This window comes from Desulforhopalus singaporensis (assembly GCF_900104445.1).
In the GTDB taxonomy this organism is placed as follows: domain Bacteria; phylum Desulfobacterota; class Desulfobulbia; order Desulfobulbales; family Desulfocapsaceae; genus Desulforhopalus_A; species Desulforhopalus_A singaporensis.
This window is the reverse complement of sequence record NZ_FNJI01000018.1, coordinates 53,819-78,466: the sequence shown is the minus strand read 5'-3', so window position 1 is coordinate 78,466 and position 24,648 is coordinate 53,819. Positions and strand designations below refer to the sequence as shown.

The 24,648-nt window shown below is 51.3% G+C and carries 23 protein-coding genes and 1 tRNA gene; 15 read left to right on the top strand and 9 right to left on the bottom strand.

Translation table 11 applies throughout. From position 1 onward, the window contains the following. Positions 1–24 precede the first annotated feature (24 nt). The 6 genes from mshL to pilM all read right to left on the bottom strand — a co-directional run bounded on the left by mshL (position 25) and on the right by pilM (position 6,512). The gene (mshL, locus tag BLQ17_RS13195; RefSeq protein WP_176761225.1) at positions 25–1,623 is read right to left on the bottom strand and encodes a pilus (MSHA type) biogenesis protein MshL; all 1,599 of its coding nucleotides are present in this window, start codon (positions 1,621–1,623) and stop codon (positions 25–27) included. A gap of 165 nt (positions 1,624–1,788) precedes the next feature. Continuing rightward, positions 1,789–3,654 carry an AMIN domain-containing protein gene (locus tag BLQ17_RS13190; protein WP_092223601.1) on the bottom strand — a complete coding sequence of 622 codons (1,866 nt, stop codon included), beginning with the start codon at positions 3,652–3,654 and terminating at the stop codon, positions 1,789–1,791. Between the two features lie 3 nt (positions 3,655–3,657). Continuing rightward, positions 3,658–4,203, bottom strand: coding sequence for a pilus assembly protein PilP (locus BLQ17_RS13185; protein ID WP_092223599.1), 546 nt, complete (start codon positions 4,201–4,203; stop codon positions 3,658–3,660). Between the two features lie 5 nt (positions 4,204–4,208). Further along, positions 4,209–4,829 (bottom strand): type IV pilus inner membrane component PilO, encoded by a 621-nt coding sequence (locus tag BLQ17_RS13180; RefSeq protein ID WP_092223597.1) that lies wholly within the window; start codon positions 4,827–4,829, stop codon positions 4,209–4,211. Between the two features lie 29 nt (positions 4,830–4,858). Then, complete coding sequence (locus BLQ17_RS13175) at positions 4,859–5,437, bottom strand: PilN domain-containing protein (protein ID WP_092223596.1); 579 nt, start codon at positions 5,435–5,437, stop codon at positions 4,859–4,861. A 22-nt stretch (positions 5,438–5,459) separates the two neighbouring features. Then, entirely contained in the window at positions 5,460–6,512 is a 1,053-nt protein-coding gene (pilM, locus tag BLQ17_RS13170) for a type IV pilus assembly protein PilM (protein ID WP_092223594.1), read from the bottom strand. A 378-nt stretch (positions 6,513–6,890) separates the two neighbouring features. Here pilM and lepB point away from each other — a divergent pair, with 378 nt between their 5' ends. From lepB to BLQ17_RS13155, 3 genes are read left to right on the top strand one after another with little or no spacing between them, the layout of a single operon-like run. Further along, positions 6,891–7,535, top strand: a complete 645-nt coding sequence (lepB, locus tag BLQ17_RS13165) for a signal peptidase I (RefSeq protein ID WP_176761224.1) — start codon at positions 6,891–6,893, stop codon at positions 7,533–7,535. Positions 7,536–7,544: 9 nt separating this feature from the next. Continuing rightward, on the top strand, positions 7,545–8,516 hold the full coding sequence (locus tag BLQ17_RS13160; RefSeq protein ID WP_176761223.1) for an aspartate carbamoyltransferase catalytic subunit: 972 nt from the start codon (positions 7,545–7,547) through the stop codon (positions 8,514–8,516). After that, entirely contained in the window at positions 8,516–9,790 is a 1,275-nt protein-coding gene (locus tag BLQ17_RS13155; protein WP_092223589.1) for a dihydroorotase, read from the top strand. The genes BLQ17_RS13160 and BLQ17_RS13155 overlap by 1 nt, the downstream gene beginning before the upstream one ends. An 85-nt stretch (positions 9,791–9,875) precedes the next feature. Here BLQ17_RS13155 and sfsA read toward each other — a convergent pair whose 3' ends face one another. Beyond that, the gene (sfsA, locus tag BLQ17_RS13150) at positions 9,876–10,586 is read right to left on the bottom strand and encodes a DNA/RNA nuclease SfsA (protein WP_092223587.1); all 711 of its coding nucleotides are present in this window, start codon (positions 10,584–10,586) and stop codon (positions 9,876–9,878) included. Positions 10,587–10,755: 169 nt separating this feature from the next. On the opposite strand from sfsA, the gene BLQ17_RS13145 reads away from it, so the two are divergent. The 9 genes from BLQ17_RS13145 (at position 10,756) to BLQ17_RS13105 (ending at position 17,719) form a co-directional block, all read left to right on the top strand. After that, positions 10,756–11,973, top strand: coding sequence for a type I glyceraldehyde-3-phosphate dehydrogenase (locus BLQ17_RS13145; protein ID WP_092223585.1), 1,218 nt, complete (start codon positions 10,756–10,758; stop codon positions 11,971–11,973). Positions 11,974–11,984: 11 nt separating this feature from the next. After that, entirely contained in the window at positions 11,985–12,446 is a 462-nt protein-coding gene (rimI, locus tag BLQ17_RS13140; RefSeq protein ID WP_092223584.1) for a ribosomal protein S18-alanine N-acetyltransferase, read from the top strand. A gap of 65 nt (positions 12,447–12,511) precedes the next feature. Continuing rightward, the gene (locus BLQ17_RS13135; RefSeq protein ID WP_092223582.1) at positions 12,512–13,687 is read left to right on the top strand and encodes a phosphoglycerate kinase; all 1,176 of its coding nucleotides are present in this window, start codon (positions 12,512–12,514) and stop codon (positions 13,685–13,687) included. 34 nt (positions 13,688–13,721) lie between these two features. Next, entirely contained in the window at positions 13,722–14,480 is a 759-nt protein-coding gene (gene tpiA, locus BLQ17_RS13130; RefSeq protein ID WP_092223580.1) for a triose-phosphate isomerase, read from the top strand. A 15-nt stretch (positions 14,481–14,495) separates the two neighbouring features. Then, a complete protein-coding gene (gene secG, locus BLQ17_RS13125; protein WP_092223578.1) occupies positions 14,496–14,861 on the top strand; it encodes a preprotein translocase subunit SecG in 366 nt (121 codons plus the stop codon). A gap of 9 nt (positions 14,862–14,870) precedes the next feature. Further along, a tRNA-Leu gene (locus tag BLQ17_RS13120) sits at positions 14,871–14,955 on the top strand. A gap of 602 nt (positions 14,956–15,557) precedes the next feature. Further along, entirely contained in the window at positions 15,558–16,148 is a 591-nt protein-coding gene (locus tag BLQ17_RS13115; RefSeq protein WP_092223576.1) for a LemA family protein, read from the top strand. 14 nt (positions 16,149–16,162) lie between these two features. Further along, complete coding sequence (locus tag BLQ17_RS13110; RefSeq protein ID WP_218121781.1) at positions 16,163–17,041, top strand: TPM domain-containing protein; 879 nt, start codon at positions 16,163–16,165, stop codon at positions 17,039–17,041. Between the two features lie 27 nt (positions 17,042–17,068). Continuing rightward, positions 17,069–17,719: a TPM domain-containing protein gene (locus tag BLQ17_RS13105; protein WP_092223572.1), complete on the top strand. Its 651-nt coding sequence runs from the start codon at positions 17,069–17,071 to the stop codon at positions 17,717–17,719. Positions 17,720–17,836: 117 nt separating this feature from the next. Here BLQ17_RS13105 and BLQ17_RS13100 read toward each other — a convergent pair whose 3' ends face one another. Continuing rightward, positions 17,837–20,221, bottom strand: coding sequence for an ATP-binding protein (locus BLQ17_RS13100; protein WP_176761222.1), 2,385 nt, complete (start codon positions 20,219–20,221; stop codon positions 17,837–17,839). A gap of 135 nt (positions 20,222–20,356) precedes the next feature. Next, the gene (locus tag BLQ17_RS13095; RefSeq protein WP_092223568.1) at positions 20,357–20,674 is read right to left on the bottom strand and encodes a hypothetical protein; all 318 of its coding nucleotides are present in this window, start codon (positions 20,672–20,674) and stop codon (positions 20,357–20,359) included. 95 nt (positions 20,675–20,769) lie between these two features. On the opposite strand from BLQ17_RS13095, the gene BLQ17_RS13090 reads away from it, so the two are divergent. The 3 genes from BLQ17_RS13090 (at position 20,770) to BLQ17_RS13080 (ending at position 24,627) form a co-directional block, all read left to right on the top strand. Further along, positions 20,770–21,375 (top strand): TetR/AcrR family transcriptional regulator, encoded by a 606-nt coding sequence (locus BLQ17_RS13090; protein ID WP_092223567.1) that lies wholly within the window; start codon positions 20,770–20,772, stop codon positions 21,373–21,375. 224 nt (positions 21,376–21,599) lie between these two features. Further along, positions 21,600–23,240, top strand: coding sequence for a DUF1302 domain-containing protein (locus BLQ17_RS13085; RefSeq protein ID WP_092223564.1), 1,641 nt, complete (start codon positions 21,600–21,602; stop codon positions 23,238–23,240). Positions 23,241–23,259: 19 nt separating this feature from the next. Next, positions 23,260–24,627, top strand: coding sequence for a DUF1329 domain-containing protein (locus BLQ17_RS13080; RefSeq protein WP_092223562.1), 1,368 nt, complete (start codon positions 23,260–23,262; stop codon positions 24,625–24,627). Positions 24,628–24,648: the final 21 nt, after the last annotated feature.

The window sequence follows — 24,648 nt, the reverse complement described above, 5'->3', positions numbered from 1 at the left end:
GTGTGGGACGTAGAATTAGTCAGTTTATATTATCCGGGGTCTCAGTAGAATTATAAGCTCCCGTTTCAGCGTTTGTTTCTCTTCATATCCGAAGAGATAGCGCAGCAGGGGAATATCGCCGAGGATCGGGGCGAATTCACCATTTTTCTGGTCGACATTGCTGATAAGGCCGCCTATTACGAGCATTTCGCCGTCACGAACCTTAACTGTGGTGCTCATCTCCCTCACGTTGACAACGGGTAACCCGACTTTTCCGCCGAGGTTTCCTACATCTATGTACTCGATTGGCTCAAGTTCGGACGTGATGGGCACGAGGTTCATGATGATCTCGTCGTTCCCGAGAATTGTCGCGGTGAGCGACATGCCAATGCCTGAGAGAATACGTTCCGTTTCAACGGTAAATGTTATGATGTCACTGTCAGTTTCGCTGTCTGATTTTATCTCGTCAATATAAGTGACGTTTTTGCCGACGGTAATAAGCGCCGGCTGGCCGTTCATGACCGAGAGTTTCGGGTTCGACAGAATCCTGGTATCGCCCTCTTCCTTGAGGGCATTGAGGAGTACGTTAAAATTTGCAGGGGACAGTGAAATTTTAGAAACAAACTGCCCAGGGTCGATGGTCTTGAAAAATGAGCCCTGGTCTTCACCGAGATAGGTCCTGCTGCCGTTGACTTCGGGATTATTGTAGACGAATGGGTATACCTGGCCGTTGGCACCGAATTGAACCGCACCGTTAATGGAGAAATCCTTGAGCACGTTGGACCAGTTGATCCCTATGCTTGACGCATCCGAGAGCTGGACCTCGATAATTTTTGCCTCAATGGAGATCTGTCGATAGAGGGCTTTCTTGAGAGTAGCGAAGTAATCTTCTATTTTTTCAAGCATCGGGCGCGGAGCTGTTACCGTAATAATGCCGACCGGTTTATCGATGAGGTAAAACCCCGTGGCCCCTCTGGGCGGGGTTGGCGTGGCTGTCACGTTGGAATCTTCACTGGGGTCGGCCTTGGCGTCCGCCTTCATGTCGGCAGCAGCTCTGACCGCCTGCTCCGCCTTGGTGCTGGTGTAGATGTTGAACACTGTTTGCAGGTTAGTCTCGATATTTTCCCAGATATCGAATTTGTTGTCTTTACTGTCGAGCTGGATGGTGCCTCCAATATCATTTGAGGTATCACCGCCGCCAAGAACATTTCCCCCCACCTCGGTGGTGTAGTTCTGCTTGGTGAACGGCATGGCGATCTGGAAGCTCCGGGTTTCCCGGTATTTTATAACCAGCGTTTTGCCGTGCACCTCATGAAAGTAGTCCACCTGGCGCAGCATATTGTCAAGAGCCTGATAGAAATCGTCATCGGCATTGATGTCGACATCCACGAGGACGTTGCGGTCGACGTCGCTTGCCCACGAAACGTTCATTCCCTTCAGGGCGACAAGTCTTTTAACTATATCCCAAAGCGGTTGCGGACCCTGGGTGGAGGTGATACGGGCTCCCACTTTCAGGACGCTCTCGGCGGCGATGGAAATGTCTTCCTCGCCGGTCCGGTCAACAACGTAACTTGCCATCTGGTACGTGACGGGAAGAGTTGCCGGTTTTGGCGGGGCCTCGACTACGCTCTCGGCTGGTTTCATTGTTTCCTGGGACGGAGCCGAACCATGTTGTTGAGGATCGGAAAAACAGGACGCAATTGATAACGAGAGTAGCAAGAGGCTACCTGACAGGAATGCTTTTTTTATGGCCATCATAAAAACCCCTTGGACATTTGATGTTTATAAATATTCAAAGTTTACTTTAACTTATTTCAAGTCCTTGTCGGCAAGTCGGTCCTGGATATACTGCCTGAGATCAGGACGAAGCTGGTACCCTGAGGCGAGCAGCGCGAGATACTGGTCGGCCGCATCCTTGCGAAGTCCAAGCCTGTCGAGAATTCTTGCCTTGGCGATCATGGTGTCCACAGTCTCGCCATAGAAGGAGTGATACTTGTCAAGCAGTTTGAGTGCAGCATCGTTGAGCCCGTTGTTTTCACTGAATGCGGCGTAGCTCAGCAGCGCCTCTTTCATCGGCGGCGACCCGCTTATGGACTGGGTGAAATATTCCCTGGCCTCGGAAATTCGCTGCATATTGGCGGAGCCGATGCCCGCATAAAGTGCGGCGCTGGTATCGTTGGGAGCGATCTCAAGGGATTTCTTTGCGTAGAAAAGCGCCTTGGCGTTCATGCCCATATGGACCAGGTAAAGAGATGACAACCGGTTGGCGATTTTATTGTTTTCCGGCCACAGTTCAAAGGCCTGCTCGTAAAAGGAGGCTGCATCTTCAAATTTTTCACGCTTTTCAGCTTTCTGCGCCTTGACCATCAGCTCTTTGGCCATCATGATCTCTTTGGTCTGGCTGGTTTCCTGCTCAACGATAAGAGCCTCCTCCTGAATGACGGCGACATCCGCCTCGAACGCCAGGTTGTCTTCGGCACGGGTCGGCCAGATAAATTCTTTCTTGGCGGGATAGATGACCAGGGTATTGAATTTTTCTTCCTTCTTCAGCTCCATCAGATTGAGAATTATGTCGAGAGCAAAATCCCAAGGTACGTCGTCGAGGGCGAGGGTCAGGCTGCCCTTGACATCTTCATCAATTATAATGTTGAGGCCGGTTATCTGCCGGAAAAGGCGGAAGACGTTATGGATGTCTATTTTGTAGAAATCGAAGCTGACCCTCTGCTTCTGGTATCCGGCAAAGGTGAAATCATCGCGAAGCTCGGCAACTTTTGCGGATACTGATGATCCGTTTGAATCTTCATTGAGCAGTCTCTCCGAAGAGGAGATGAGCTGATCGATGGTGGAGGCATCAGCTGTAGCGGCATCACCGGCTGCGGCGATGTTTGCGGTCTCGTCGATAACAACGGTCAGCCCGTTGGGGTCCGGGGTTACCGAATAGACGAGAGGATTATCGGTTGCGGAGTCGAACACGATTCGTACCCCGTTGCCACGGGGAGCGACCCTGATCCTGTCAAGGGAGGTCGAACCGATTTTTTTCTCCTTGACAAGTTCGTTTACCGCAACATCGTCAATATCAATGAACATTCGCGGAGGATCCTTTGGCCCGCTGCCGATGGAGTCGACTGTGTAGTTCTCGATTGTGCCGTTGGCGACTATGGAGACGGTGGTGCTTTTAGGCGTTGACGCAATTTGGAAATTGGTGAGGACAGTTCCCTTCATGGTCCCGGTGGTTTCGGAGCCATCCGGGGCGGCCGGTGCAAAAGTAAGGCCCAGGCCGTCGCCGGAGTCGTCGACTTTGTAATCGTGGCTGTCGGCAAGCTTGAAAACAAATCGCTTGATGGGAGGTTCGGTTTGGGCAAGGTCCTCAATGTCAAGGGAACAGAAAGGATTTTCAGGGATCATTGTTGTTGCCGCAGGTACCGTCTCGCTAAATACACCCCCGGCGATATCTACGACAACCCTGAACGGAGCAAAACGCTCGGTAACCGTATAAACCGGCTTCGACGCTCCCTTGATGGTGTAGGTGAGGGTGCTGTCAGACAGCGAGCTTTCTACAGCCGTTATTTCGTAAGAAACTGTTGTTTCTGATTTTGCAAAGCTTGCCAGCAAAATGAACGAGATGCAAAATGCGGAAAAAACAGCCGGTTTGGTTTTTTCTAGCCATTTAAGCATTTTCTATTCTTCTCCCTCTTTCTTGAGTATCATCACGACTTCTGTAATGATTTTCTTTCCTGCACGGGTCACGGCAGTCTCTTCAATTATAACGTTGTTGGAAGCGATGTCTTTGACCACACCCCTTCGGCCTATTTTCATGCCCTCTTTGAGGATATATCCCTTGCCGGTAAAGTCCTGAACCATTGCCAGATCTTCTCGGCCTCGGCTGAGCAGGGCCACCAGGGTCAACTGTCCGGGTTCAAACAACTGCATCCCGGTAAGCGGCTTTTCCACATCGACGATTTCATTCATGTTGACCTTGCTGGCGGAAGCTGCTTTTTCGGTAATGAAAGGGACAAAAGGATCTTTTCTGTTTTCAAGAGCATACTTGAAAAGTTCTTTTTGCGCGGCAGGAGGCTGGATCTTTGCTGGTGTCGGCTGGGTCGCGCCGGCTTCCTCGCCCGAAACGGCGCAGAAAAGCTGCCCTGTCTGCAACGCCAGAGTGATCAAAAAGACCGCGCAGCCAGTTACGATACGACCTTTTATATCTGCTTTATAGGTGTTCATAAGGATCACTTTTTAGGTTTTTTCTTCTGAAGCTCAACATTGGTGAATCGATAGGTCAGCAGCCTGCAGTCGGAATTGAGCAGCATCTCCCCCTGTTCTTGTTTAGGAGAGCTCATCTTTACGTTGGTAACGGAGACGATCCTTTCCAGTTTGCTGACATTGTCAAAAAAGAAACCCATATTGTGGTATGGTCCCCGGACTTTGATGGAAATGGGGATCTCCGCATAAAAGTCTTTCGGGACATCGGGCAGCGGCTTGAAAATATTGAAGTCAAGCCCTGCGGTGCGCCCCAGGGATGAAATATCCTTTAACAGTTTCGGGATCTCTTTTTCCTTGGGCAGCAGTACGGCCAGTTCAAGAAATTTTTCCTGAGCCTGGGCCAGTTCCTGTTCGAATTTTTCAAGGTTGGCGGCTTTTCTTTTCACTTCCGCCAGCTGTTTCTCAATGTTTGCTTTCTGTCTCTCAAGCGAGGCGATGGTCTCTGAATTTGGCTGGTAATATGCAAAATAGAACGCCACCGTGGGAAGTGCGACAATAAGTACCAGGATAACCAGTTTCGCCTTGTTGGACAGGGGAATGAATCTGTTGTCTATAAAGGAGGAAAATGCGGAATTACCTTTTTTCATACTCGTTTTAATAGGCTAAATTTTCATGTTTATTTAGCGGCAACATTTTCTGGCGTTTGTTCAGCAGGCTGTGAAACGGCACAACTCAGTGAAAAACTTTTTAGATTCCTGCCGGAAACGTTCTTTAGCGATGAATTGGCCAAGGAGACATCACGGACAAAGGGCGATTCCTTCAAATTGTCCATAAACTGGGCTATTGTCTGGTTGTCCAGTGCTACGCCAGCGAGGCTGAGTGATCCTCCCTGCTGCTGAAAAGAGGTCAGCCACATCCGTTCATTGTCGATACGATTGGCGACCTCGTCGATAACCCTGACGGTAAGAGAAGAGTCTGTTTTCAGTTTATTGATGACCTGGGTTCTTCTTTCAAGCTCCTGTTTATCTTTTTTGAGCTGCTCTATTTTTTTCAGGGTCGAGGCGTAAGAGTTTTTTTCCGCATTCAGCGCTGCAATCTGTGTCCTGATGGAGGAAATTTTTCGGGCCTGCAGATATCCCGTACCTGCCAGCAGTCCGCAAACCATCAGGAACAGCAGTATCATCCCGAGAAATTGTTTGCGTGCCTTGGCCCGCTTTTTTATTTGCTTGATCGGCAGAAGGTTGATTTTTAGCATAGTGAACCTTTGGCAGGGTTTTTTAAATAGCAGATGATCTGAGCGCTATGCCTGCGGCGATAGCCATCTCCGGCCCGACGGCGGCGAGGTAATCTCCGTCGATTTTCTTCCTGTTTGACGTCATGTTGGTGAACGGGTTGAAGATGTCAACCTCTATGCCGGTCTCTTTCTCGAGAAATTCAGTCAGTCCCGCCACTTTGGAGCCGCCGCCGCTGAGTATTAGTTTTTGTAACGGCTGGTCGGGATTATTTGCTGCGTAAAGATCGAGGATTTTTTTTACTTCAAGGACCCACTGGGTACAGGTTGCGGCAAAGATATCCTCAATTTCCGCGGTACGGTCTTCGGCTGGAAGGGCGCCGAGTTTGAGCTTTTCCGCCTCTTCAAAGTCAAGGTCGAAAACATTCTGTATCTGTTCGGTTATCTGTCCGCTGCCGGCGATAATGTCCCTGGCGACGACCGAGACCCCGCCCGAGAGGACGTTGATGTGCATTTTGGAGGCGCCGATGTCGATCAGGGCCACGTTCTCGTCCTTGCTGAAATTGCACTCGTAACTGTTCTCAAAGGCAAAGCCGTCGACATCGACCACAACCGGCTGCAGGTTAAGGCCGTCGAACATTTCGAGGTACTCGTCGACAATTTCTTTTTTCGTGGCCACCAGCATGACATCGGTACGGTCGTTCCTGTCGGTGGATGTCTTCAGGTCCTGATAGTCAAGGTAGACATCTTCCATGTCGAAGGGAATGTACTGTTCCGCTTCGGCCATGATGTGTTCTTCGAGCAGGGCGTCGTCCATGGCTTTGAGGTTGACTTTTTTTACAATCACCGAGTAGCCCGAAATGGAAAATCCGACTTTCCTGTTTTTTATTTTGAGGTTTTTCAGCAGGCCGGCGATCACTTTGCTCACAGATTCTGGCTCCATGAGAGTACCGTCTTCGACGGCTCCCTCAGGCAACGGTGCACTTCCAAGCGCGATGACCGAATAGTTGCCGGAAGAACGCTTGAGCTGACAAATCTTCACCGCATGAGATCCGATATCGATACCAACTACCAGTTCGTTGTTCGAAAAAATTCCCATATTCCGTATGAGTGGTGACAGGTTGAATTTATGTTGTAAGACTTTCCTGTATCAACGGCACAGACAGGTTTGGTGCCCTCTCAGTATCTTTACCAAATATTTACAATCATTAGGTCATATATTGCACTATTTGTCAAGAAAGACAAGGGGTATTTGTTAGGAAGGGGCGTATTTACACGGAGATAAATTAGCGACATAAAACATACGGTTGGCGCAAGCACTACATGTTGGGTCAGAGAGTGTGTTGAACCAATTATCTGGTGTTACCCGTTCTTTCTCGGCCGTTTTACCAAACTTTCTTGTAATTGTATATCAATTCAAGTAATTTTGGGTGGGTTTTTGCGAGGTGAAAAAAATCAGCGAAGAAAGAGGAACAAATTGAGTATCAAGGCCAACAAAAAATCGACTTTCAGGGAATATTTCGAAGCTATCTGCATTGCAGTTCTGCTTGCTCTGGTTATCCGCACATTTATCGTCCAGGCCTTTAAGATACCTTCGGGATCAATGTTGCCGACGTTGCAGATCGGCGATCATCTGCTGGTAAACAAGTTCATATACGGACTGCGTATCCCATTTTCAGGCAAGGTGCTCATCCCGGTCAGAGATCCTGAAAGGGGGGAGGTGATCGTGTTCAAGTTTCCCCGGGACCGGTCCGTCGACTACATAAAGAGGGTGATTGGAACTCCCGGAGACACGATTGAGATAAAGAACAAGAAAGTTTTTGTCAATGGACAGGCGATTGACGATCCACATGCATTTATCAGTTCCGCCACCGTTCTCAGTGGCCGGGATAACCCAAGGGACAACTTCGGTCCGGTTCTTGTCCCCGAGGACCGGGTCTTTGTAATGGGCGACAACAGGGATAACAGTTACGACAGCCGTTTTTGGGGGTTTGTCGACCAGAAGGATATTCTCGGCAAGGCATTCATTCTCTACTGGTCGTGGGACATCGACAAACCGCTCTTTTCCTTGGACCGATTCACGTCGATCAGGTGGGGACGACTGGCAAACCTCATAGATTAAGGGAAAAAAATGCTTAAAGATCTGCCTTCTGATTATCAGTTTTGCCACAAGCATATCTTCGGGATCGACCAGCTTTCCGAGCAGGATATCACGTATATCCTGCGAACCGCTCAATCTTTCAAGGAGATCTCCAACAGGCCGATAAAAAAGGTACCGACCCTGAGGGGAAAGACCATCATAAATCTTTTTTTCGAGCCTTCGACCAGGACACGGATGTCTTTTGAGATTGCCGCCAAGAGGATGAGTGCGGACACCTTCAATATCGCCGCCTCTACGAGTTCTACGACAAAGGGGGAGACCCTGATCGATACTGCGGCCAATCTCCAGGCGATGAAACCGGATATCATTGTTGTCAGGCATTCCAGCTCTGGGGCTCCGCAGCTTCTGGCCAAGCACATTGATGCGTCCGTCGTCAATGCGGGGGATGGAACCCACCAGCATCCCAGCCAGGGATTGCTGGACATGTTGACTGTTGTCGAACACAAGGGGCGGATAGAAGGGTTGAAAATAGCGATAATCGGCGATATCGCCCACAGCAGGGTGGCGATGTCCGACATTATCGGTTTTTCCCGAATGGGAGCGATGGTGTCTGTGGCGGGACCGGGGACGTTTATGCCGCCCGGACTGGCTTCTCTCGGTGCCAGGGTGTGCAGTAGTGTGGAAGAAGCGCTAGATGGCGCTGATGTGGTTATGGCCTTGAGAATTCAGCTTGAGCGGCAAAACGATTCGTTGATTCCAAGTCTGCGTGAATATGCCCGATGCTACGGAATCAACAATGAACGTATCAAAAATGCAGCAGACGACGCGATTGTCATGCATCCCGGTCCGATCAACAGAGGTGTGGAGCTGAATCCCGAGGTGGCTGACGGGCCCAGGTCGGTTATCCTAGACCAGGTGACCAACGGGGTTGCCGTGAGGATGGCTTTACTCTATCTGGTACTTGGCGGTGCGAAGGTGATCGACGGACAAGGTGAAAACTGATGAGCAACTTTACGATACTGAAAAACGGCCGGGTAATAGATCCGCTTCAGGGCAGGGACCAGGTTGAAGATGTCTGGATACTGAACGGGAACATTGTTGAGCCCGGATCGGTTGAGTCCGCCGATTGCCGGGTGCTGGATGTCGACGGGTGCTGGGTGGTTCCCGGGTTGATAGATATGCACGTGCATCTGCGTGAGCCGGGGGAGGAGTACAAAGAGACGATCGCGAGCGGTACCATGGCCGCAGCCGCCGGAGGGTTTACCGGTGTGGCGTGCATGCCCAATACCAATCCTGTAAACGACAACGCAACGGTCACCGCCTTTATCAGGGAAAAAGCGGCGCAGTGCAACGCCCGTGTCTATCCCGTTGGCGCCATATCGACCGGGCTTAAGGGGGAAAAACTTGCCGAATATGGTGAAATGAAAAAAGAGGGAGCCGTAGCGGTGTCCGATGACGGATGTCCGGTCGTCGACAGCCAGTTGATGCGGCGGGCTCTCGAATACGCCTCATCGCACGGACTGCTGGTGATTTCCCACGCAGAAGAGCTTGCATTGAGCAGGGGCGGGTGCATGAACGAGGGCGAACTGTCCACCCGGATGGGGCTTCGCGGTATTCCTGCAGCGGCGGAATCGATAATGGTACAGCGGGAAATAGAGCTTGCCGAACTGACCGGAGTCCATATTCATATTGCCCATGTCAGCACCGTGGCGGCTGTTCGCCTGATTCGGGCGGCAAAAGAAAGAGGTGTCAGGGTGACGGCAGAGACCGCGCCGCACTACTTTTCTCTCACTGAAGAAGCGGTAACCGGTTACAACACCAATGCGAAAATGAATCCGCCGCTACGCAGTGAAGCCGATCGGAGGGCTATTGTGGAAGCGCTTGCAGACGGGACCATTGACGTCATTGCAACCGACCATGCGCCCCACACTGTTCTTGAAAAGGAGGTGGAGTTCAATATTGCCGCCAACGGTATCGCAGGACTTGAGACCTCCCTCTCCCTCAGTCTCGCCCTGGTGCGCGAGGAGTTGTTGAGTCCGCAGCGGCTGGTTGAACTGATGAGCTGTAATCCCGCCGCAATTCTTGGGGTTGGCGGGGGAACTCTCATCGTGGGAAAAACCGCCGATGTGACGGTGATTGATCCGGATAGAAAATACATTTTTGATGCGGCCAAAAGTTTTTCCAAGGCGGCCAATTCCCCGTTTGACGGCTGGGAGCTGCAGGGACTAGCCGTGGCAACATTTATGGGGGGAGCAGAAACCTATAACGTCTTATAAATCTGCTCTGTGAACTGCCTAAGCTGTTGTCTGCAGGGCTGTCAGTGGTCCTCTGTAACCAGGAATCATGCTGTGTTACGGTTCCTCATCGGGCAGCCTGGTCGAGCTCGACGGGTAGCTGCCGGTATATGTTTATTGCTTCCGGGCTTACCCTTGCCTGGTAGGCAAGTACCATAACCCCGGCGGCAGAAGCGGCTGACAACTCCATGCTGTACACCGGGTCGATGTGTGATGCCGGAGCGAAACGGTCGGCGTCTGCGCGCTGCACCAGAAAGAAAATACAGGCCCGGCTGCCTTCCCGGCAAAGCCTGGCAAGTTCCTGGAGATGCTTGGTGCCCCGGGCAGTTACGGCATCTGGGAACATGGCGCAATGATTCTGTGCAAGCGAACAGTTCTTTATCTCGACATAAGTGGTTGACTCCCCATGGAAGATCTGGAGGTCGAGCCTTGTGTGCGAAGAGGTTTTTACCTCGCTCTTGATCCTGTGGACGTCTTGAAATTCATCGATCCTGCCCTGCTCTACCGCTTCGGCCACAAGTTTGTTGGTCCGGGCGGTATTAACTCCCACCCAGTTGTTGCCGACACGAACCATTTCCAGGGTGTGCGGATATTTTCGTTTGGGATTGTACGAAACCGACAGACCGACCATACTGCCCGGCGCCGAGCAGGAGAGCATGGTGCCGGTATTGGGGCAGTGAACGGTGATCGTTTCTCCGGAGTCAAGCGTCACATCAGCGAGGAAACGTTTGTATCTTTTGACTAGAGTACCACGGAGTAAAGGAGTGTCAAATTTCATTGGGAAAGAGCAAAAATTATTAAATGTTAATGTTGCGCAACAATAGAGTTAGTGATACAAAACGGAGTAAATAATAGATGCGCTGTTTGTTTACAAAAGAGTTTTTCAAAGCGTGTTGCTTTGAAAAAAAAAAGATACTCCATATTAATTGCAAAGGAGATCCATTGCTATGAAATTAGGCATCAATGGTTTAGGCAGGATTGGTAAATTGTCTCTTTGGCACAATGTGTCCAAGAAATATTTTTCCGGGATAGTCGCCAATATAGGCAGGGAGGTCGGTTCGAGTCTGGAAGATCTCGCGTCGATGCTGGAAAGAGATTCCACTTACGGACGTCTCGGGACCTATCTGTACGGACATAAATGCCCCCGAGTCATTGAAGAGCTAAACGAAGAGAAGGGAACGATGGTGGTCAACGGTGTTCCGGTAACCATTTTGCGTTCTTCCAGAAATCCGGGAGAAATTGCCTGGCAGGAAAACGGCGTCAAGCTGGTGGTTGATACCACCGGGGTGTTCACCGATCCGACCGCCGACCCGGATGTGAGTAAGGGCTCCCTGCGGGGTCATATGCACGCTGGTGCGGAAAAGGTGATTCTGTCGGCACCTTTTAAAATCAAGTCCAAAGGACTGGAGATGCCGGAAGATGCGTTCACCACCGTGATGGGGATTAACGAGGAGAAGTACGACAGCGGTAGGCACTCGCTGATTTCCGCCGCGTCCTGCACCACCACCTGTCTATCCTATATGATCAAGCCGCTTATGGAGAAAATAGGCGCGGACAAAATAATGAGCGCGTCGATGGTTACCGTTCACGCGGCGACCGGCAGTCAGCAGGTTCTTGACCGGCTCCCTAAATCCGGCGCTTCTGACCTGAGGAAAAACAGGTCGATACTGAACAATATCATCCTGACTACCACCGGTGCGGCAAAGGCGCTGTCTCTTGTAATCCCGGAAATGGGATCGATCGGGTTCATGGCTGAATCGGTACGGGTCCCGACTTCAACCGGCTCCCTGATCATCCTGGTACTGAACCTGCAGGATGACCTGGAGAATCCGATAAAGAGGGGAAACCTGAACCAGATCTACAAGGAATATGCGGCCAACAACAGTTATCTGCTGTTCAGTGAAAAGCAGAACGTGTCCTCCGATATCATCGGCATGCCGGCGGCTGCGGCAATAATCGAAGGGGCGGAAACCCATACCAGGACCGCCAATATCCAGGTTGATCTGTCCAAGGTTAAGGCGGAGAGTTTGGCCGCTGGTGCCGATCCTATCCTCAATGTCCCGGTAACCCAGGCCGTTGTGTATGGCTGGTACGACAACGAACTGGGCAGCTACACCAATATGCTCGGCGACCTCACCGTGCATGTGGCCGAATCGATGTTTTAACCGTAAGGGCGATGCGTATTCGCCGATTGACCACGGTCGATCTGCCACAGCTTGCTGAAATTGAATCACAAACACGCAGTCCCTGGCCTGTTGCAGAACTGACGGATGAACTGCAGCAGGGCCGGGATTACGTTTATGTGGCCGAATCCCTGGAAGGTGACAGGGCCGAAATAGAGGGCTGGTACAAGGCGCAGGTCGTCCCGCCGGAGGCCGAGCTTCATAAAATTGCCGTGCTAAGGGCGGTTCGCAGGCAGGGCATCGGCCAGAAACTTCTCGACCATCTCATCGGTAAACTGGTCAAGGAGGGATGTTCGGTTCTCTATCTCGAGGTCCGGTCGAAAAACAACCAGGCGGTCGGGTTCTATCGGAAAAACGGGTTTTACGAGGTAGGCCTGCGCCGCGGCTACTATCGCGAGCCGGTTGACGACGCGCTGCTTATGCAAAGAGATATCACGCAACCTGGTATTTCATGAAATATCCAGGTGAGGTATGTTCAGGTGCTCTTGTTAAATTATCAGATAGTAATGCGAGGTAAATGATGAAGTCTCTCCGCAATCTTGAGCTTGGCTCAAAGAAAATTCTTCTCCGGGCTGATTTCAACGTCCCGATGGACGAGGAAAAAAATATCACCGACGATATCCGCATCAGAATGGTACTGCCGACGATTCGTCATATCCTTGAGCAACGGGGCAGGCTGATTATCTGTTCCCACCTCGGGCGTCCCAAGGGAAAAAGGCTTGAAGAGTTCAGCCTGGCACCGGTTGCCGGCCGTCTGCAGGAACTGACCGGGGTCAAGACAACTCTTGCGCCCGACACCATCGGTCCGGAGGTCGAAGCCCTGGTCGAGGCGATGCAGGACGGCGAGATTCTGCTTTTGGAAAATCTGCGTTTTTACGAACAGGAAACCGCCAACGATCAGGGATTCGCCGAGGAGCTTGCAAAACTTGCCGATGTATATGTCAACGACGCGTTTGCAGTATCCCACCGGGCACATGCCTCCGTGGTGGGGGTTGCAGGAAAGGTGAGGGATAAGGCGGCAGGGTTTCTCCTTGAAAAAGAGATGGATTATTTTCATAAATCCATGGATAACCCGGTACGGCCTCTGGTGGCGCTGGTCGGTGGGGCCAAGGTGAGTTCAAAGCTTGGAGCCCTTGAAAATATGTTGGAAAAGGTTGATCGGATGATCATCGGCGGGGCCATGGCAAATACCTTCCTGAAAGCCAGGGGGGTGGACGTCGGAGCATCAAAGATAGAAGAGGATCTTTTGGATACGGCAGCCAGGTTTACGGAAGCTGCGGCTAAAAAAGGTGTAAAACTCTACTTCCCGGTCGATTTTGTGGTAGCCGACCGGTTTGCACCGGATGCGGTGACCAAAAATGTGACGCTCAGCGATATCCCAAAAGAATGGATGGCCCTTGATATAGGTCCCGCCTCCACCATCTATTTCAAGGAGGCGCTGCAGGATGCGAAAACAATCATCTGGAACGGCCCCATGGGTGCATTTGAAATGGATGCTTTTGCCAGGGGAACGATGGCGTTGTGCCAGGAGATTGCTTCGTCACATGCCCTGTCAATCGTAGGCGGCGGTGACTCCAACGCGGCGGTCAAGAAAGCCGGAGAAGAACGTAATGTTTCCTATATGTCCACAGGGGGCGGAGCATTTTTACAGTTGATGGAAGGTAAGCCTCTTCCTGGCGTGGTCGCCTTGGATTAAGCATAATGATAGATAAAATCACATGGAGTATCGGATGGTAGAGAGAAAGGCGCTGATAGCAGGTAACTGGAAAATGCACACCACCGTTGTCGACGGTTGCAGGCTCGCCGCGGAGGTGGCAAAAAAATGTTACCAGTACGAAGACAGAGAGGTTCTGCTGGCTCCGCCGTTCACCATTCTCAGCGAGGTGTCCCACGTTTTGCAGAAGAGCTCGATCATTGTGGCCTCGCAAAATGTTTGCTGGGAAAATCAAGGCGCTTTCACCGGAGAGATATCTCCGTTGATGGTCAAGGATGCCGGGGGGACTGCGGCAATCGTCGGTCATTCCGAACGCCGTCAACTGTTCGGGGAGGGTGACGCGATGATCAACAAAAGGTTACGGGGCGGGCTCGCCTCTGGGCTTCTGATGATTTTATGCATCGGCGAGACTCTTGATGAGAGGGAAAACGGATCTACATTCGCGGTCTTGGAAGCTCAGGTGAGAAAAGGGCTTGAAGGTGTAGCTGCAGATGATATGATGAATGTGGTTGTCGCATATGAACCGGTCTGGGCAATCGGCACCGGGAAAACCGCAACAAAGGAACAGGCACAGGAAGCTCACGTGGCCGTTCGCGACGTTTTGCAAAAAATTTATGAAAAAAACGTTGCCGAGCGAACCCGAATATTGTATGGTGGCTCGGTCAAACCAACCAACGTTGATGAGTTGATGGCACAGCCGGATATTGACGGCGCCCTCGTTGGTGGAGCTGCCCTTGACGCTGAGTCGTTCGGGCGGATAATTAATTTTGCATAAAAAAGTTGTTATTGTATGGATACTCTACTGATCATTGTACATGTTGTCGTATGCCTGTTTCTGGTTGGCATAGTTCTGCTCCAGCACGGAAAGGGCGCTGACATAGGTGCAACGTTCGGGGGATCCAGTCAATCACTTTTCGGAACAGAAGGTCCGCTGCCGCTGTTGAATAAAATAACAACCGCAGTAGCTGTCATTTTTATGTTGACTTCTGTTACGTTAGCGTATATTTCATCTCAGGCAAGCAAATCAACTGTGATGTCTGGAATGTCAATCAGCGAACCCGCAGCAGTTGAACAGGTAGTGCCGTTGGCAGCCGAAGAAAAGGCGACGGACAGTGCTGCAGAAGAACAGAACAGCGAGGGTACGACTGGCGAATAAAGTTTTTGTGCCGAAGTGGTGGAATTGGTAGACGCGCACGCTTGAGGGGCGTGTGGGGAGACCCGTGTCGGTTCGACTCCGACCTTCGGCACCATTTTCAAAGGACTTTTATAGAGGTCCTCCAAAGCCCGCAATCCAGAGAGGATTGCGGGTTTTTTTTGTTATTATTGTGTTCTCAGGGGGATGGACAACCTGTAACACATGATATGTGTATATGACATTGAAGGTCCGAATACACCGGAGGAAGATCGAAAAATGTCATGGCTCACGGCTGTCTAGTTTTTTAGCATGATATATTGTTTTAAAACTTTCTGTTGCTGCTTCAATTGAGGTGGTCTGTCGGATTATATATCTCAATTCTCTGTCTATTGCCTAGCGCTATCGTTTTAAGGCAATAGCAAGAAGCTGATGGATGTGAAAATGCAAAGTCTGATTGGCCAGGGATCAACTCAGGTACTGCATTGTCGTCTTGCAAAAGTTTTCTTACCTACCAGGTGTTTCTATCACTTTTTCTGCAACAACTCAGTGAGGGCTTTCAAGGCGATGGCCGACCTCCTGCCTCCAGGCTTGCTGATATATGGGGTGTCAAGGAAAAATTCCAGTTTTTCTGGACAGCGATCGAGTTAAGGTATATTATTGTGATTAAAAGATATTTTTCTTCTTTTTGCTAATTATCGAGAACCTGTCGGAGGTATCATGCTACGTACACTGAGGCTGTTTGCATTATTTTTCATCTCCATATCGCTCATCTCAGGCTGCGGCTATAATTCGCTGCAGATGAAAGAAGAAGCAGTATTCAAATCCTGGGCCGACGTTGAAGCTGCACTCCAGCGTCGGGGAGATCTGATCCCCAACCTGGTGGCAACCGTAAAAGGCTATGCCAGCCATGAAAAAGAGACTCTGGAGGCGGTGATAAACGCTCGCTCCAAGGCAACCTCAATCCAGCTCAGCCCGCAGGACCTGGCCGACGCCGCAAAGATGGGTCAGTTTCAGGCCGCACAATCGGGTCTTGGTTCGGCTCTTTCCAGGCTCATGGTGGTGGTGGAACGTTATCCCGACCTGAAGGCCAACGAGAACTTCCTCGATCTCCAGAACCAGTTAGAAGGGACTGAAAACAGGATTAACGTGGCACGACAGAGATACAACGAGACGGTGCGGATCTTCAACGGCTCTATCAGGAAGTTTCCCCAGAACCTTACCAACAACTTCCTTCTGAACCTTGAGCGAAAAGAGTACTTTAAGGCAGACGGAGCTGCTAAAACGGTTCCGCAGGTCAGCTTCCAGTAGAGGGTGAGGAGCCAATGGGTACACCTTTACGATCAGCCTGCATGGTACTGCTCCTCACCCTGTTGCAGTTGCCTGGGCTTGCGCGCGGATTTGCGATACCGCAATTAACCGCTCGGGTTAATGACTATGCCGGACTGCTCTCCAAAGCTCAAGCAGCCCGGCTTGAGGGGGAGTTGAAACTGTTTGAAGAAGAGCAGTCCACCCAGATCGTCGTCTTAACCGTCACCTCTCTCGAAGGGGTGCCCATCGAAGATTATTCCCTGCGGGTGGCAGAACAGTGGAAGATTGGCCACTCCGGTCTGGACAACGGCGCAATACTGCTGGTGGCCAGAAATGAGCGCAAGCTTCGCATAGAGGTGGGGTACGGTCTGGAAGGTCGCTTGACTGATCTGAGAGCCGGCAGGATAATCAGAAACATTATTGTGCCCCACTTCAAGCAGGCAAACTTCGATGCCGGTATTCAGGCCGGAGTCCGGGCAATGATGGCAAGCGTGCGAGGTGAATTCGACTCGTCGAGTTTGGCAACCGGCGGTGAAAATAACCAAGACCCCGCTGGTTTTGCGGTGACGCTGGCTGCGGGTCTCTTTTTCATCGGCAAGGTCTTTGGCAGGAACAAGATCCTGGCCGCCCTGCTCGGTGGTGCAATCGCCCCGATTCTCGGCTACCTGATCCTCGGCCCTCAGTGGTTTATCCTTATGCTCCTGGTGCCCGTCGGCTTAGTTGGTGCGATCGTCACCTCAAGTTTTGCCAAGGCCAGGCGCACGACCAGAAGAAGTCATGGGGACTATATATATCGCGGACCCTCCGGGGGAGGGATGGGCGGTGGCTTCGGCGGTGGCTTCGGAGGGGGTGGCGGCGGATTTGGCGGCGGCGGCGCCTCAGGAGGCTGGTAATCACTAAAACTTTTGCGATAGAGTAAAATGAAAAAATTGGCAGAGCAGTTTCTCTCGCAGCACGAGCGGGAAAAAATCACGGAGACCGTCCAGCGTATGGAACAGGTGACATCGGGGGAGATCGTGCCGATGGTCGTAACCGCCAGCCATAACTATCCCACCGCCTCGGTTGCAGGGGGGCTGTTTCTCACCATCCCGCTGGCGTTGCTGCTCACATCCCTGCTCGGTTCCACCCTTTGGCTGGGCTCACAGAACATGTGGCTGTTCCTCGCGTTTTCAGCCATACTCTTCTTCCCCTTTCGCTACCTGGTGTCAAAAAACGTCACCCTTACCCGGATGTTTCTGCCGGGCAGCCAGGTACAGGAGGAGGTGGAGGAAGCCGCCATAACCGCATTTTACGGCGAAGGACTGTATCGAACGCGGGATGAGAACGGCATTCTTGTTTTTGTCTCTGTCCTGGAACGCAAGGTGTGGATTCTTGCGGACCGGGGGATAAATGAGAAAATAGAGCCAGACCTCTGGCAGGACATCGTCGCCGAACTCACCAGGGGAATCAAAACCGGCAAACAGGGTGAGGCCCTCTGCCAGGCCATCACCCAGGTGGGCAACGTGTTGCAGGACCATTTTCCCATAAAGGAAGATGACACCGACGAGCTGCGCAACATTATCATCGGCTAGGGTGCATGACAGATTTCAACTACAAACCTCCCGTGCTATTTTTCGAGTACGTCCCTGCTCCAGGATACCGCCGTCTTTTGACCGCAGCCTTGCAGCCTTTATCGCCCTGAACCGTATCTACATATATCGCTGTTCCCACAACAGGAACATCTTCAGGTTAAAAATATCCTGTCTTCTCGGAGTAATATAAAAGGGTTCGATCTCAACCGACTCGATTGACAGGTCAGTGGTGAAGGTGTCAATTTTGCTCTCAAGCTCAAGTCCGAGCTCCTCAAGCTCCAACTCAAGGGCCGCCACTTTCTCCTCAGCCCGCTCCACATCATTTTTCTCCTTGGCCACCCGACCAACATTACGCAGCCCCGTTCCAGCTTTGGAAATCGTCGTTGCAGACAGCTTCTTCCTGCCAAACAGCGCCCCCACTACGGCCGCGCCAAAGGAGATAATCGTGTCGGTCGTCCTGGATGTAACGTCCCCCTTTTCCTTGATCAACCTGAGCCTCGCATCCTCCAGACGTTGTCTGAGCCTACGTTCTTTCACCGCATAACGTGACTCCAACTGGCTGACAGCCTCATCTCGTCTGCAACGCAAGAGATCGGCAACCCGAACCTTGAAATCCCCCTGGGACTCACCTGGATCGGACTCAAGCTTCAGCGATTTCACCCGGTAGAGCTCCAGCCGTTGGTTCTGGTAGTGAAAGTCGGCAAACGTCTTTTCCCAACTCCGAGTGTGCACGATATTTTCCCAACCTGCCGGGAGTGGAGCAAATCGACTCTGCATGGCCGGGTGCGCCTGCAGGTCGAAATCATCATATGAAAAAGGTTCACTCTCCTCCCAGGCTACCGAGTGGCTCTTAGAATCCACCGGCAGACGCAAACAGATATCCCGTACCTCATCGATGTTACGGCTGCTGTTATAAAATCTAACCCGACAGGAGGCGACCAGCCACGGGCTGAAAACAGGTTCATCGGTCAGGTTCGGGTGATACAGGAATTTTTGGTTGAGACCAGCTCCCACCATGGGCCTGATGTTCGACACAGCTCCTCTGCCTCTCAGGTCAATGGACGTAGGCGCCTGTTGTTGTGCCGGTTGCATCACGCTCCGATCAGCCATCAGTCTGCTGATATCGCTGACGGAGATCGGTCCTTTCAGGTAGGACATGACCCAACGGGTGGTAAAGAGAAGCGGCTCGTCCATCTTTGCCGAGTTCAGGATAAAAGTTCGAGCCTTCATGTCGGCGAGCAGTTCCCGGACGCGCCTGCGGCTTGCGCTTCCTTCATCCATCGGCAACCCGTCCGTCACCTTCTGCCGGTCCCGTTCTGTTTGCAATCGCCCGACAAACCAGGATCCTATATTTGAGAGTCCCTTGTAATCGAGATCCGCAGGGTTCTGGGTGGCCAAGACCACGCCAACACCGTAGGCTCTCGCCTGCTTGAGTAAAAGCATCATCGGCTTCTTGGACGGTGGATTCGCCGTCGGCGGGAAATAACCGTATATCTCATCCATATAAAGAAGTGCCCTCAGGGACGAACTCCCCTGCTGTCGGCGCATCCAGTCCACAAACCTGTTGAGCAGCATGGTCACAAAAAACATGCGCTCCGGCTCGCTGAGATGAGATATGGAAAAAATAGAGGTTCTCGGTCTGCCCTCCTCGGTATAGAGCATGCGCTGAATATCCAGCGGCTCACCTTGTGTCCAGGCAACAAAACCGGGACTGGCCATGATATTGTTGATTAACAGCGCAAGCTCCATCCTTTCCGCCTGGGGAAAAAACGTGTCCAGAGCGAACACCCCGATCCTGTTAAACGGTGGACTCACCACGGCACCAATGAGAGTTTCCAGGGTCAGGTTCTCCCCCCTTTGCCAGTAATAGAGGAGAATTGAGCTGAGCAGGATATTTTCTCTGCTTTTCAGTGGATCACCACTCACCCCGACCAGGGCCAGGACCGAAGTGACCGTGGAGGCGATTAGACTGTTGAGTGTATCCGGGTCGGTGGCCACCTCTTTCGTCGGCGCCTCAAGTCCTGCAAACACCGCAACCGGCATACCGGCAGTCGCACCTGGCGTATAAATGGTGCGCTCCGTCCGACCGCAGTACCTCCTGATCCGTTCGCCATCCTGTCCCCAGCTCTCTAACCCGTTTCGCCAGGTGTCGGCAACGCTTTTGCTGTACTCCTCAACGCTGCATTTCCTGCGCTCGGCCTCCCCCGGATCGACCCAAGGGGCGAAATCTTTCGCCTGCAGCTCCGGAAAGGCGAGGAGGAGATTACCCATATCTCCCTTGGGATCGATAATGACGGACGGGATATTGTCGATTGCCGCCTCTTCAATAAGCGCGATCCCCAGCCCGGTCTTGCCGCTGCCGGTCATGCCGATGATAGCCGCATGGGTGGTCAGGTGGGAGGATTTATAAAGAAGTGGCAGGGCAGACTCGGCACCGCTGTCCATGCTGACTTCCCGACCAAGATAAAAGAGGCCGAGTTTTTCATACCCTTGTTGTGTCATTCCAAGACCTCCGTTACGGATGCAGGTGGGGATAATTGGCCGGATACAGGTTAAATTTTGATCTTCCTTATGGCTTCCATTATAATAGTAGAGACATTCGAAACTCAACATCTTTAATGAGAAACAACTGCAATTTCAGGTCATTACCTGCAAAGTCCCACAAAAATCAATACCCATGGCCAGAAACTGCTCTGTCTTCAATGTCGTGCAGGATCTTCTCTTAACTCGGTGCCAGCCTTCCTTTTTATCAACGCCCATGGCAAGTTCTGGCGATGGTTCTTCGGTACGCCCGCCGGGGTACTCCGCATTTTCATCGGGGTGGCGAATCCGGTCCACCAAGAAGGTGTGATGCCTGCTATCCTGCTGGACAACATTTTTACACGCTGAATCATCTGCTTGCCACGTATGATCGGCAAGACGATAACCTGCCTCCCCCCCTATGATACGACACATTAAAAAACTCACTTGACATTTTTTTTTTTATATACCATTATCAGAATAATAAATTAGTAAGCATTTAATTAAAGAAATGGCAAAGGGGCACCTGCATGGGTCGTAAAAGCAAATCACATATCCGCAAACCGGAAATACTCAGACATACCTACAAGGTGGTCGAAGAAGAAGGTTTCGTCGGTACGACCATCACCAAGATTGCCAGTCGCATGGGTGTTAACTCCGGACTGCTGATTCACTACTTCAAGAACAAGGATGAGCTGATTCTTGCGCTTGTGGACTACCTGCTTGAAACAAGTATTGAGTCCTACCACAAGCTGTTGAATGGGCAGATGACTCCTGCTCAACGATTAAAGACCTTAATTGATATTTTCTTTGAACCAAATGGAAAATCGCCGACGCGAGGAAAGGTCTATTGGTCGTGTTACGCAATGGGACTGAGAAACGAAAAGGTCTGGAAACGGATACAGAAACTGAATCAGAAATTTATCGAGTTTGCCATATCAGAAATGGAGCTCTACGAAAAAGCCGGTCTCATCAAGGTCGAGGACAAGGATCTGGCAGCGATTACTGCTTTTACAATTATCGAAGGTTTTGGATATGTTCGATACACGTTGGGAGATGTTCAAAAGCTGGATCAACTTTCACGGATCATGAAAAAACAGGCCATGGAAGCACTTGGGGTGATTGACATAAAATGATTTCGTCCCTCTGGGCCAACCCGACAATTCGTTCATAATAACCACGAGGCAGGACACATACAACTTTACAAGGGAGGGAGGCAATGGCAGGTTACATCGTATTAATAAGTTAGCAGTCAGTTTATTTTTATCTTTTATATTAGTTATCATTTAAACAATAAATACTTGATCTTTTCGGAGTATTGAAACACTTGAAAACACCTTTAAAGAAAGGAGTTATTCAGATGAGACTTCAACTTGAACGTTGCAGGATGATGGCTTGTACGATTGCGCTTACAGCTGCAATCCCAACTCTTTTACCGGCACCTGCCAGTGGTTTGCAATTGAGCAGCGGCGATATCAGTGCGCGCCTGGATACGACGCTTACATACGGTACAACCTGGCGTGTACAGGAGCGTGACAAAGATTTGGTGGGTATCGCCAACGGGGGAAACAGAAAGGACGTAAACTCGGACGACGGAGATCTGAACTACGATACCGGCCTGGTGAGTAATGCCGCCAAGATCACCAGTGAACTCGATCTCAGTGTTTATGATCGGTTCGGCATATTTGCCAGGGGAAAAGCATTTTACGATTTTGAAAATGAAAATGGCAGCCGGGAAAAGGCCCCGCTGAGTTCGGAAGCAAAAGACCTCGTCGGCAGTGACATCTCGCTGCTCGATGCCTTCGCCTGGGGTGATTTTTCAATAGGCAACATGCCGATCCAGGTCCGGGTCGGTGATCAGGTGGTCAGCTGGGGAGAAAGTACTTTTATCGGCAACAGCATCAACGCCATCAATCCCATCGATGTAGCCGCTTTCAGACTTCCCGGATCAGAGCTGAAAGAGGCACTGCTTCCCGAAGGCATGGTCTGGACTTCTCTCGGTTTGACCGAGAACATCAGTTTAGAAGGCCTCTATCTCTATCACTGGCAGCAGACCGATATCGATCCGACAGGCAGCTACTGGAGCACCAACGACTATGCCGGCGATGGAGGCACCTACGTAACGCTTGGTGACGGTTTGGCCCCTGAAGGGACATTTCCCTACACAATCTACCGGGCCCCCACAAGGGAAGCCAGCGACAGCGGACAGTATGGAGCAGCGCTGCGTGTTTATGCTCCTGCCCTCAACGATACTGAGTTCGGATTTTACTATCTCAATTACCATAGCCGGATTCCAACAATAAGCGCATTAAGAGCAACCACTGTCGGTTTGCCGGCTTCGGCGTTTTACCTGACTGAATACGTGGAAGACCTGCAGCTGTTTGGCATCAGCGCAAACACTGAGGTTGCCGGCCTGGCCCTCCAGGGCGAGATCTCCTATCGTCCCGATATGCCGCTGCAGATTGCTGATGAACCTTTGATTATCGCAGCACTGGGCTTCCCGGGGCAAATCAGTGGAACCTATGGTCCAGGTGAAATCATCCACGGTTATATAGAGCGTGACGTCGCCCAGGTACAAGCAACTTTGACGAAAATACTTGGCCCGGTAATGGGGGCGACCAAAGGATACATCATCGGGGAAGCTGGAGTCATGCATGTGCTGGATATGCCGAAAACTGAAGAACTTGCCCTCGATTGCCCGGGGAACGACGCCGACGCCACTTCCATGGGGTACAGGGTTTCTGCAGGATTGACATACAGTAACGCAATCGGCGCAATAGACATTTCCCCAAGGGTTGCGTGGAGACACGACGTTCAGGGAATTTCACCGGGTGGTGCCGGTTTTCTTGAAGAGCGCAAGGCTGTTTCGTTCGGGCTTGGGTTTGATTACCTGAAAACCTGGGGCCTGGATATCTCCTATACCAATTTTTTCGGAGCGGACGAGCTTAATAAAATCAATGACCGCGATGTTGTTTCAGCCAGTATTAAATATTCATTCTAGTTAAAGAAGGAGAGCAGCCATGCGTAAGAAAATACTCTTGTTAACATGTGCTTCCATGCTGCTGATTGGCGGCAGTGTCGTCAACGGCTGGGCCGAAGCAACTCCTGAAGAAATAGCTCGTCTGGGAAATGACCTTACTCCTTTTGGCGCCGAAAAAGCGGGAAATGGTGACGGAACGATCCCGGCCTGGCAGGGCGGAATAACAACGCCCCCGGCAGGTTATGAGGTTGGCATGCACCATATCGACCCGTACTCAGACGACAAAATCATCGCTACCATCACCGCTGAAAATATGGATCAGTATGCGGATAAATTGACCGCAGGACACAAGGCCCTGCTCAAAGCATATCCGACTTTCAAGATGAATATCTATCCAACCCACCGCAGTGCATCCGCTCCGCAGCGGATATACGATGCAACCAGGAGAATTGCCCAAAATGCAAAGATGATCAGCGGTGGAAACGGACTGGAAAATGTCGGTGAAGGCACCCCGTTTCCCATTCCCGACAACGGTCTTGAAATCGTCTGGAACCACTTGACCCGCTGGCGCGGCAACAGCCTCGACCGCCATTATCATAATGTACCGGTGACGCGCAGCGGTAAATATGTACTCGGCGAACATACCGAGTTATTCGATATCAGATATTCGCACCCGGGGATGGACGACAGCAAGCTCAACAACATCATCTACTACTACAAAAGCGAAGATCAGGCTCCGGCCAGGATCTCTGGAACCATCAGCCTGGTTCACGAAACCCTGGACCAGAACAAAGAACCGCGTAAAGCGTGGTCCTATAATCCCGGCCAGAGACGTGTCCGGCGGGCACCGCAAATCGCTTTCGACACTCCGACAGGCGGTGGCGACGGTTTGGAGACCATGGATTCACTGGACCTGTTTAACGGCAGCCCTGAACGATACGACTGGAAGCTCGTGGGGAAAAAAGAGATGTACGTTCCCTACAACGCCTACCGGATCATGAGCCCTGACATCAGCTATAAAGAACTCCTGACACCGCTGCACCCGTTAACCGATACGTTGCGTTACGAGCTGCACCGTGTGTGGGTGGTGGAAGGGACCCTGAAAGAAGGAACCAGCCATATTTACAAAAGGCGAACCTTTTATGTGGATGAGGATAGCTGGTCCCTGGTGGGCGCCGATCTCTACGACACCCGTGACAATCTCTGGCGGATCTCGGAAGGACACACCATAAATTTCTATGAGGTCCCGGCGGTATGGAATATTGCTGAGATCCATTACGATCTTCAGGCCGGACGCTACATGGCAGATAAGCTGACCAACGAAATTGAGACGATGTGGAAATTCAACGTGGAATTTGCAAGAGATGAGTTTTCCCCCCAAGCCCTTCGCAGAGGTGGAAAACGCTAAGGTTTGGCCATATGGACGGGA